This window comes from Sporosarcina sp. Y838, from assembly GCF_056786515.1.
Window position 1 is genome coordinate 1 of sequence record NZ_JBXCJD010000036.1, and the last position, 10,279, is coordinate 10,279.

At 35.5% G+C, this 10,279-nt stretch carries 13 protein-coding genes and 2 pseudogenes; 14 read left to right on the top strand and 1 reads right to left on the bottom strand.

All coding sequences use genetic code 11. From position 1 onward, the window contains the following. The first annotated feature begins 247 nt into the window (after nt 1-247). The 8 genes from AC1TO4_RS19495 (at nt 248) to AC1TO4_RS19530 (ending at nt 4,762) form a co-directional block, all read left to right on the top strand. Nucleotides 248-520: a YesK family protein gene (locus AC1TO4_RS19495; protein ID WP_482106666.1), complete on the top strand. Its 273-nt coding sequence runs from the start codon at nt 248-250 to the stop codon at nt 518-520. A 208-nt stretch (nt 521-728) separates the two neighbouring features. After that, on the top strand, nt 729-929 hold the full coding sequence (locus tag AC1TO4_RS19500; RefSeq protein WP_482106667.1) for a hypothetical protein: 201 nt from the start codon (nt 729-731) through the stop codon (nt 927-929). Nucleotides 930-1,100: 171 nt separating this feature from the next. Continuing rightward, nucleotides 1,101-1,523, top strand: coding sequence for a hypothetical protein (locus AC1TO4_RS19505; RefSeq protein ID WP_482106668.1), 423 nt, complete (start codon nt 1,101-1,103; stop codon nt 1,521-1,523). A 196-nt stretch (nt 1,524-1,719) separates the two neighbouring features. Continuing rightward, nucleotides 1,720-2,244: a sigma-70 family RNA polymerase sigma factor gene (locus AC1TO4_RS19510; RefSeq protein WP_482106669.1), complete on the top strand. Its 525-nt coding sequence runs from the start codon at nt 1,720-1,722 to the stop codon at nt 2,242-2,244. After that, a complete protein-coding gene (locus tag AC1TO4_RS19515; protein WP_482106670.1) occupies nt 2,234-2,863 on the top strand; it encodes a hypothetical protein in 630 nt (209 codons plus the stop codon). The genes AC1TO4_RS19510 and AC1TO4_RS19515 overlap by 11 nt, the downstream gene beginning before the upstream one ends. 209 nt (nt 2,864-3,072) lie before the next feature. Further along, the gene (locus AC1TO4_RS19520) at nt 3,073-3,525 is read left to right on the top strand and encodes a hypothetical protein (RefSeq protein WP_482106671.1); all 453 of its coding nucleotides are present in this window, start codon (nt 3,073-3,075) and stop codon (nt 3,523-3,525) included. Between the two features lie 350 nt (nt 3,526-3,875). Continuing rightward, on the top strand, nt 3,876-4,304 hold the full coding sequence (locus AC1TO4_RS19525; RefSeq protein ID WP_482106672.1) for a hypothetical protein: 429 nt from the start codon (nt 3,876-3,878) through the stop codon (nt 4,302-4,304). 299 nt (nt 4,305-4,603) lie between these two features. Continuing rightward, nucleotides 4,604-4,762 (top strand): tRNA U-34 5-methylaminomethyl-2-thiouridine biosynthesis protein, encoded by a 159-nt coding sequence (locus tag AC1TO4_RS19530; protein WP_482106673.1) that lies wholly within the window; start codon nt 4,604-4,606, stop codon nt 4,760-4,762. A gap of 170 nt (nt 4,763-4,932) precedes the next feature. On the opposite strand, the pseudogene AC1TO4_RS19535 reads toward AC1TO4_RS19530, so the two are convergent. Further along, nucleotides 4,933-5,130 (bottom strand): annotated as a pseudogene (locus AC1TO4_RS19535) (DUF1801 domain-containing protein); the annotation flags it as partial. 172 nt (nt 5,131-5,302) lie between these two features. Here AC1TO4_RS19535 and AC1TO4_RS19540 point away from each other — a divergent pair. From AC1TO4_RS19540 to AC1TO4_RS19565, 6 genes and pseudogenes are all read left to right on the top strand, one after another. Beyond that, nucleotides 5,303-5,869 carry an RNA polymerase sigma factor gene (locus tag AC1TO4_RS19540; RefSeq protein ID WP_482106674.1) on the top strand — a complete coding sequence of 189 codons (567 nt, stop codon included), beginning with the start codon at nt 5,303-5,305 and terminating at the stop codon, nt 5,867-5,869. Then, complete coding sequence (locus AC1TO4_RS19545; protein WP_482106675.1) at nt 5,856-6,608, top strand: hypothetical protein; 753 nt, start codon at nt 5,856-5,858, stop codon at nt 6,606-6,608. Before AC1TO4_RS19540 ends, AC1TO4_RS19545 begins: the two co-directional genes overlap by 14 nt. 1 nt (nt 6,609) lies before the next feature. Then, nucleotides 6,610-7,485, top strand: coding sequence for an ABC transporter ATP-binding protein (locus tag AC1TO4_RS19550; RefSeq protein WP_482106676.1), 876 nt, complete (start codon nt 6,610-6,612; stop codon nt 7,483-7,485). Next, on the top strand, nt 7,485-8,735 hold the full coding sequence (locus AC1TO4_RS19555) for a hypothetical protein (RefSeq protein ID WP_482106677.1): 1,251 nt from the start codon (nt 7,485-7,487) through the stop codon (nt 8,733-8,735). The genes AC1TO4_RS19550 and AC1TO4_RS19555 overlap by 1 nt, the downstream gene beginning before the upstream one ends. Before the next feature lie 12 nt (nt 8,736-8,747). Further along, on the top strand, nt 8,748-9,878 hold the full coding sequence (locus AC1TO4_RS19560) for a hypothetical protein (protein WP_482106678.1): 1,131 nt from the start codon (nt 8,748-8,750) through the stop codon (nt 9,876-9,878). Between the two features lie 51 nt (nt 9,879-9,929). Beyond that, nucleotides 9,930-10,146, top strand: a pseudogene (locus tag AC1TO4_RS19565) (DUF6262 family protein); the annotation flags it as partial. Nucleotides 10,147-10,279: the final 133 nt, after the last annotated feature.

A 10,279-nucleotide genomic window follows, 5' to 3' on the forward strand; every position in this document is an offset into this window, starting at 1 on the left:
TTCAAGACTCTGTTTATGAAATACGTGAAAAAATATTTATTCTACATGATGAAGTAGTGTAAGCCGTTGATACATCAATGTTTATAGAGGGAGGTTAGTTCAAGAAGAAGAAATGGATTTTGTTAATTTAAACTGGATAATTTACTTAATATTGGAACTTCCATGCGTGTCAAACGTATTAAAGTAAAGGGACAGGTTAGTGCAATAAAGGGAGTATGTTTGAAAAAATGCAAAGGGGTGGATTTTAATGATGCTTTTAGCACCTTTCCTGATAGCACTTATACCAGGGATTATTATATTGATGGTTACGTGGTGGTTCAATAAAAAAGGCTTTTCCTTATTTGTAAGGATGTTGCCTGGAATCCTAGCAATTATAGCCGCTGCCATTCTCTTCTATATTGGTTTTGTTAACATTAGAGGATTCGAAGGTGGAGCTTATGGCATTCTTAGTTTCTTTTTAATCATTTTTGCCATTATATCGCTTGTTATTGGAAAAAAGGATACAACTGTTTCTCGCTAAGATGAATTAATCAACGTTTCAACCTAAAACGCTTATTCAACTAAAGGGGCAGGTTAGATCAATAAGGGTACTTTTGTTGAAGTAATTGGTATAAATAGATAGAATTTAATTCGATGGGGTGAGAGAAGATGAATAAAAGTTTTTTGTCATTATCAATTGTTTTTTTGGAATTTGTGTTTTTGTTGGTTCGTGGTTAGTTTCAAATGCTTTGCAAGATATAGCAAAGCTAACTCCAGATACAGTTACAGTTACACAAGAACAAAATGATTGGGAACTAATAGTAGTAAATGAAAATAATATCATTTTATTTAATAATAAAAGCGGAGAGTACTGGAGTAAAACTATTGAGAGTGGTGAAGTACCAACTGATTGGGAAAAGTCACCTTTACCTTGGAAACCTTGGGAATAATAGAAAAACAAAATTTCTCATGCCCGATAGCAATGAATAATCGCTTTTTCTTATTGAACTAACGGGTGCTTTACTTGAAGATCATTGAGCTGCTTAGACGGCTAATTTTTCTTATTCAACTAAAGAAGCAGGTTAGTTCAATAAGGACTGGCTGAAAAAAGGGGGAAGACAATGACATTTGAGGAGTTAATAAAAGCAAACGATTGTTATATATCATTTGAAAGTATCTTAGAACCAAGAACTGAGGATAAAAGACTTAGAATAATAATCAACAAAAGTGACAATCCAACAGACTTACTCATCTTTCCACACCCTGACAGCAAAGTGGTAACCTTACAAATTGATTTTAAAAATTACGTTACCTATTCTGTTATTTATGATGATTTTACTATATGGGATGATAGTGAGGTATTTCGGGGTAAGTCATTTCGGATTTATGATAAGTCTAATTACTTTGATTTCATACAGAGAAAATCGTTTCCTCCAAGCGGTAAATTAACACATTACTCATTAGCTTGTATTGAACATAAAGTAGATATTATTTCAAAATTTGAACCAGCAATTACAATTATTAACCCAGAAAATATTAAGTAGCTTGGTTAATATTTATTAAACTAACGGGGCAGTTTAGTGGAAGAAGAAATATCAGAAAAAAACTAAGCAAATGTCATTCTATCGTCCTTCTATCGTCCTTCTACATACAGGACGATTATTTTTTTATAAGGAATTAAAGCCAAATCAATAAACTGTCCGTCTAATGAATGAAAGGTAATCAGGGAGGTGGTATTGTTTGTTGGATTTAGTGAAAAAGGCTCAAAAAGGTAATGATAAAGCGTTTTTAACATTATTTCAGGAATACGAACAAGATATTTATAGAATGGCTTTTGTATATGTAAAGAACCAAAGTGATGCTCTTGATGTTGTTCAAGAGACAGCATACCGTTCATTTAAATCAATCAAAAATCTTAAAGAACCTAAATACTTTAAAACCTGGTTAATAAGAATTGCAATTAGTTGTGCTATTGATTTACTTCGAAAGCAAAAAAATCTAGTTCAATTAAAGCCAGGATTTGAAGAGTTTATATCGGGAGATGTCAATGAAGATATTGATTTAAAAATGACGGTTCGAGACTTAATCGAACATTTAAATGAAGATGAGAAAAGTGTTATAATTTTAAGATTTTTCGTAGGTTTGACGATTAAAGAAGTATCGAAAGCACTCGATATTCCTCTAGGCACGGCAAAAACAGTTTTATACAGAGCTTTAAACAAGCTCCGTATAGATTTGAAAGGAGATGGTGTATATGGGCAATAATATTAAGCAAGAAATGAGTAGAATTGAAATACCAAAAGAGCTAAGTGAAAGAAGCAAAATGGGAGTTTCAAAGGCGAAGTTAGAGATAAGGAATTCTAAACGTAAATGGTCTTTCATTATAGGACCTGCAATAGCAGCTTCTTTGGCATTAGGGATTTTCGTACCTAACTTCATTACAAATAATCCTCCAGAAAACCCAATCATTAAAACAATGGAAACAAATTCTGTCATTGATATATACAATCCAAGAGAAGTTGTAGGTTTTTCAGATAATGTATTTTTAGGAAAGGTCATAAAACAAGTTGGCACAAAATCATTAAACGGTTATCCAGAAACACAATTCGAGGTCGAGGTAATTGATAATATTAAGGGCGAATTGAACGGTACAGTTAAAGTGAATCAACAAGGTGGGTACGAAGGAGAATATTTGTTTCTAATGGAAGATGATAAACTTTTATTAGAAGAACAAACGTATTTATTTGCAACAAGGTACTTAAAAGAAGAAAATTGGCACACTGTAATCCCTGTCGGTGGAGATATTCCGTTTAGTAATGATGAAGAAAGAAAAGAACTGATTGAGAAATACACAAAGGCTTTTAAAGAAGAAATTCCATTCTAAATTGATGAGGGATTCACTGAACGAGAGATTTGTTGAATTACTTTACAAAAATAAATTTATGTAAATAGAAGAATCTTTTTAGATTACTCCGTTCTTCAACTAACGGGTGCTTTACTTGAATATCGTTGAGCTGCTTAGACGGCTCTTTTTTCTTGTTCAACTAACGGAGCAGATTTGTTCAACAAAAAAATGTTATGGAGGTAGATTTTATGGATTCTAATTATAACTGTTTTATTGATATCCGTTTCCACGGTGGAGATATTCAATTTGACGTTTCGGATGACATACAGTTATTTAGTTTTAAATCAGGTATAGGTTTTGTTGCAATCCCAAATTTTCTCTCAACGCTTTCTTCACTATATAAGGGAGAAATTTGTGAGGCGAAATTGGATTGTCACGGAAACTCTGATTACTATATATTTTCCAGAGATGGCACAAACCTTTTTATCGAACATAAAGAATACCATCTTGAAAGTACTATAGGTAAATATCAATTTAAACTAAAAGAATATATAAAAGCTATTGATACAGGATTTCAAAAATACCTGCAACAACTTGAAAAGGAAGAAGTATTACCTTTAAAAACTCAAGTATTTGGTCATCCATTAGGTGATGATGTATTAAATGTTTATTATGATTTTTCATCACTTTTAAACCGTTAATTTTATAAAGCTATTCACATTGTTCAACTAACGGGTGCTTTACTTCAAGAAGGAGTAAAGCCTTTTTCCTTATTGAACTAACGGGCAGTTTAGTTGAAAAACGATGTTTAATTTGTGTTCAACAATCGGGCCAAAATATTGAAAAAGTGGATTTATAAAACACCAAAAACACTTCCAGATGCAAAGATAGAAATCACCGTAGCATCAACAGGCTTTGAAGCATGGTACAAAGTGGTAAAAGCTATACAAAGATGATACATTTCATAGCGTAGTAGTCAGATACTTGAGATTTCTGAAATAGTTCGAAACGCGGTGGCTGTTCCCATGGACCTAAAGGAAGGTGAAGCTATATGTTTTTTAAGAAGAAAGTAGAAAAGGATTTATATTGTATTGCAATTTTTGTTGAAGAAGACCTGGATGAAGATGAATCTGTACATTTGGCTGATAGAATGGACGAATCAGGAAACGTTGCGGTCACAACAGAGATGGAACTAACTTCAGAATCCATTGTTTCCTTAGAGAGTAAGTTTTCAAATACTAGAATTAAAGCTCCAAGTTTTGCTGTTTTAAAAATAGATACGGATAGAGTCAATGAAGAGACAAAAAAGATGGAAAAGAAATTCAAATGGAAAAAATTATTCGGTACCATTCATCCTGATGAATACCTTGTAGTGGAACATAATACGATGTATGATTTTACAAATACACTCCTGTATACTACAAATCTAGAAGATGTAATTGAATTTCTGGCAGAAAAGAAGAAGGTCGGGTTGAACTAAAGGTACAGAAAAAATCTAACATATTATTGTACGAGATTGTTGACCCGAAGCAACTCTTACTACAAGAAGACCATTTGTTAACAATCAAAAAAATTGCAAACCTTTTAATAGTTCCTTTAAGGAAGATAGACTGAATAGATCTACGATAGTGATTGTTAAACTAACGGGTGCTTTACTTCAAGAAGGAGTAAAGCCTTTTTTCTTATTGAACTAAAGAGGCAGTTTAGTTCAATAACCATTTTAATGAGATTGATATAGTGTTAATATTAAAACAATTCAAACTGTATGGGAGATAACTTATGAAAAATTTATTATTAGCAATTTTAGGGGCAGTAGTAATGTGGTTAGTACTCAGTTTTATTATCAAAGATTTTGAAATGATTTCTTTAACTACACTTATCATTGGTATTGTGCTTGGATTTAGTATTGGTAAGAAAGAAAAAGAAACTTCAGAGTAACAGGTTTTTTTGATTGTTTGAGTGTTGTACATTTTAAAGGACTAACGTTTCTTTTTGTCATTAACGATATTTAACTAACGAGGTGCTTTACTTCAAGAAGGAGTAAAGCCTTTTTTCTTATTGAACTAAAGGGACAGGTTAGTTGAAGAGTGTTGTTTAACTTGTGTTCACGCACAATATTCTTTATACCCATGGATTAAAACTATATTTTTATTGTCAAACGTATAACAAGGATGCATCCACTTAATTTCTTCGTTCAGCTCCTCACACTTAAAAGCGCTATCCCGTAACTTCACATATTCGACCTTCCATTTCCTGGTCTTACTTAAATATTCATCAACTTTAGGATTCTTCCTCCCTGTTACCATCAAAATACACTCCTTTTAGGTTCATGTTGGTATGATAATATATCAGTTTAATCTTCCGAAACTACTCAGTCCTCTCTAGAACTGATTTTTCATTAAGAATTTTAAAACTTTTTTCGTGCAAATTACGAATATACTTATAGGGCAATGATATTGGAAAGCATGTGATGAATAAATGGAGAATGATTTACGCTGGATCAAACAGATAAAGAAAAATGCCAGTGAGTCCGCAGCGAATGCGCTCGTGTCGAAATATTATAAGGAAATGTATGCTTTTCATTATAAGCAGACGCTGGACGCAGAGCTATCACTGGATTTAACGCAGGAGATTTTCATTGCCGTCTTGCAATCCATACATACCTATGACCCGAAAAAAGCATCTTTTCGTACATGGCTGTATAGGCTCGCTTCAAACCATATCGTAGATTATTTCCGTTCTAAGCATTATCGATATGCGCAATTTACCCGGCCGATCGAGGACATCCATCAGGAATTTGAAGATGAATACAATATGGAAATCTCACTTGAATACAAGGAGCAGTTCGAGCTTATCAATGAGCTCGTCAATCGGCTTGATGCACATTCACAGCAAATTATCCGCTTAAAGCTTTTCGGTGATTATACGCTAAAGGAAGTTTCAACCATTGAAGCGATTCCATTATCGACTGTCAAAACAAGATACTACACAGCACTGAAATGGATCCGTAAAGAAATGGAGGTGGAGAAAAGTGAAGAAAGATAAATTTAAAATTCCGATGCCCAATGACAGCACCATCGAGAGACAGATCAGTCAAATCATCTCACAAGGTTTGGTAAAGAGAGAATCCTTTTCGTCCTATTTGCAATCAATGGTGCAACAGGTGGGCTGGAGGCATCTATTTTCGGATCGATTGGAACTTAGCTTTATTTTAACTATCGTCATAGGAATATACAGCCTGTTTCTCATCATACCAAATCAAGTCGAAATCCAAGATCTTTACGCATTTATTTTTCTGTTGTCACCGATTCTGTTCCTTGCTCTCTCAATCTATACGTACGTGAATAAAACACAAAATGCTACGTACGACGTGGAAATGGCTTGTAAATATAATGTTTATCAAGTCATTGCCTTTCGAATGCTGGCGTTTAGTGTTTCTACACTGATCCTCAATACGTTGGCAATTGCCTTTATTGCTATGAAATTTGAAGAAATCCATTTTATGCGTGCGTTCATGCTATCTGGCACATCTCTGTTCCTATTTTCAATCATTCTTTTAGTCGCCTTGATGAATCGGAGGACAAAAGGGATTGTCACGGTAACAATAACAGTATGGATCATGGGTAACACACTTTTGAAGTCGGCGAATAACGATTTTTACAACGGGGTCCTTCTTCATATACCAGTAATCGTATATGCGGTTGTCCTACTCTGTTGCCTGATAATTTATATGAACTACTTGAAAAAACTAATCGTATTCAAGCAGGTGGAGGGGGTATTTTAACATGTTAGTCGTGAAAAATGTCAGCAAGCGTTACGGTGATTTTACCGCATTGCAACAGATCAATTTAGAATTCAAAACGGGTCTTTATGGATTGCTTGCTCCAAATGGGGCAGGGAAAACGACGCTCATCAAAATGTTGGCGACCTTGATTACGCCAAGCGAAGGGGAAATCTATTATAACGGAAAAAACATCATAGCTATGGATGAGCAGTACCGTGAACTGTTAGGCTTTTTGCCGCAGCAATTCGGTTATTACAAAAACTATTCGCCTAAGCAATATATGTTGTATTTAGCAGCCTTGAAAGGGTTAGGGAAAAAAGAGGCACTCCGAAAAATAGACGAACTCTTGGAAAAAGTCGCTTTAGGTGATGTAGTAAATAAAAAAATGAAGAAATTTTCTGGTGGAATGATTCAACGTGTCGGCATCGCTCAAGCATTGCTGAACGATCCGGAAATCCTCATTTTAGACGAGCCTACGGCAGGCCTCGATCCGAAAGAAAGGGCGCGTTTCCGTCATTTACTCACGGAACTCGCCCGTGACCGACTTGTCATTATATCTACCCATATCGTATCGGATATTGAATCGATTGCGAATGAAATCATTATGATCAAAAACAAGCAACTGCTTTATAAGGATTCGGTTGAGGATATTTGTTCAACATTGAAAGGGTATGTGTTCGAAACAACCGTCGATTTTGAATTGATGAAAGCGTTCCGGAAGAAATATGTCCTTCTTTCTGAGAAGCAAGAGTATGACAAGATGATTGTCCGCTTTATCCATAAAGGCGTGCCGGAAGTTGAATGGAAGCCAGTCGTGCCGGAGCTGGAGGATGTGTTCCTTTACGAATACCGCGATGAAATCGAAGGGGAAGTTTGATGCGTATACTCATCTATGAATATAAGAAGGCATTGACAACGCCTATCATGATTGCATTGCTCATCGTCTTTTCGGCTTTTAATCTATTTGTCATCATCAGTTCATCCGACCATAAAGAAGAATTGAAGATAATCAATGAAATTATCGAAACGTACGAATTGGACATAACAGATGATTCATTGGACGATTTCAGCAGAGACGTTCAAATCGACATAGCTGAATTAAAAAGGATGACAGCGTCCGAGTTTACAAGCGTCAATGAATTCCTTGGCGGATTGCACTTTGAGGATCACGAGAATTATACCGATGAACAATGGGAGTTCATTCACCAACTGCAACTAAAAGAAATGTATTTGAACATGGCAAATTCGATTGATGAAAACTATGAAGAAATTGATATACGAAAATTGGGTGAGGCGGATATAGAGAAGTATCGTCTCAGTGGCAATGCTGCTGAAACACTTCTGAATGAATACGAGAAATTCTCAGAGCGGTACGAGGAAATGGTTGAAAACGGAGAGCATAAGCAATGGTTTTTCGCAGGGAAAGCGTACTACATGCATAAATTTCTATTCAAAACGGTCTTCCTGCATATCATTATCGAATCTCTTCTATTAATCGTCTTGACGACTGCATTGATCACGACGTATGAGTTTGAAAACAAGACACATCTCGTTGCGTACTCCACCAAAAGTGGCAGAAAGTTGATGAAGAACAAGCTTCTAGCTTCTTTAACAATGGCTACAACTATTGTAGTCTTCCTATTCGCGATAACACTCGGAACGTTTTTCACAGTTTTTGATTACTCCCACGTCTGGCAAACATCCATTAGCAGTGCGTTTAACTGGGAACATAATTTCCCGTATGTCGCTTGGTGGGATTTATCTGTAGGAACCTTTCTAATAGGTGTAATTGCATTTGTTTTCATCTCGCTACTGTTATTTTCAGGTTTAACATTTGCAATTTCTGTCGCGGTGAAAAACAGCTACATCACTTTCTTTCTAATCGCAGCACTATTCGTCCTCATGTGGCTATTACCAAGCTTTATGCCAAAGTTTTCAAACCTATTATTCGTCTTTGCGTATACTTTACCGACTTTACTCTTAGCAGTCAGTTTCTCGTTCATGGGAAGCAGCGGATTGATTCTTTTTGAAAACTTTGAATGGATGACAATTAGCTGTTGGACGATGATTACGATTGCAGTTTGCTATATTTCGTATAAACGTTTTAGTAAGGTCGATATTTCATGAGGGGGTGCAGCAATGAGAATTTTATGGAATGAATTGAAGAAAATCTTCACGTGGAAAACGATGTTATTGCTGTTGTTTATCAATGCGGTACTCTATTTTCTATTGATCGAGTTTTATATTACTAATTTCCCGAATGGAGATGGTATTTACTCATACAATATTGCAGTTGAGATGGTAGAGAAATACGGTGATGCGATGGATGAGGATGAATTCATTGACTTCCAAAACACATATGAGGAAAAATTTGAAGAAGCAAATCGATATTTGCAGTCGAGGGAAGATGCTATTGTAGTTGGATTGGATACATATGAAAAATTCCAAGCATATGATTGGTGGAATCCTTCTGAAGAGGCACGTGCCTTGCAAAATGATATTTTTTTCGATAATACTATCGATCTCTTTTGGGAGTTGCAAGAGCGTGAAAGGCTGATTGAGTTTTATAATTTCAGGAAAAATACTCCTGAAGTATCTAATGTTAACAAGAGAGACCGTTTAATGGAATTGATTGCTGAAGAAAAATTCGGAGTATACACGGAAATAGTTATCCGGAACTTTAAATCATTTATTAAAGGTGTTGGCATTGTTATCCTGTTCAGCGTTGTGCTAGTCATCTCGCCAATAATACTGCGGGACCGTTCAAGGGGGCTCCTTCTGCTGCAATACACTTCGAAAGAGGGACGAAATCTTTTCAAAACGAAAATTCTGGCAGGGTATATTGCAACATTCATCGTCATTACTGGATTGTTGGCCGTTTATTTCAGTCTGTATTCTTTGAACAATACGGACATGTTTTTTAATGTGCGTGTCAACACATTTATTGGGAATGAATCCTGGTTTGACCCAACGTTTTTCCAATTCATCATGCTTTGCATCGCTGCTATTTACTTGATCGGGTTCTTCTTTGTAACACTTACGATGAGTTTTTCAAATGTAGTTCCCAATATGGTTTCATTAATTGGAATCCAAATCCCATTTGTTGTCGGTTTCTTGATCTTCGGCCTGAATCGATTATTGCCGGATATGATACACATTTGGAATCCTAAGTGGTTAGCCCCTGTTTCTTTCAGCAGCATGGTTATCGTAAGCATCATTATTATTTATTTCCTAATAAAGCGCGAGAAAAAGATGGATATTTTGATATAAAAAAAGAGAGTTATTGTTACGTTTAAATAGACTAAACTAATTAAAGGATAGGCTGATGTATCAAAAGCAACGCTCGATAATACCAGGGCTTCCGTTGGAGAATTGAAACTCTACGAGAGTACCTACACCGAAACAGGTAAAACGAGAAGTGAATGAAAACAACAATGATTACTTTATTGCAACACTGAAAAGGAAAAATAAGAAGTTGGAAAAGGAAAACAAGCAATTAAGAGAACAATTGAAAGTAGCTTATGCAGATGTCTATTAAATCTTATGAGGGAAAAAACTTCTCCATCTCTTCTTCAACTAACGGGGCAGCATTCCTGTTTGAAGGATGTTCCGGGTCTTGAAAGAAAAAAAGCCCTCTAGTATGATGTGGGTGTCAACGACCATTGACCCAT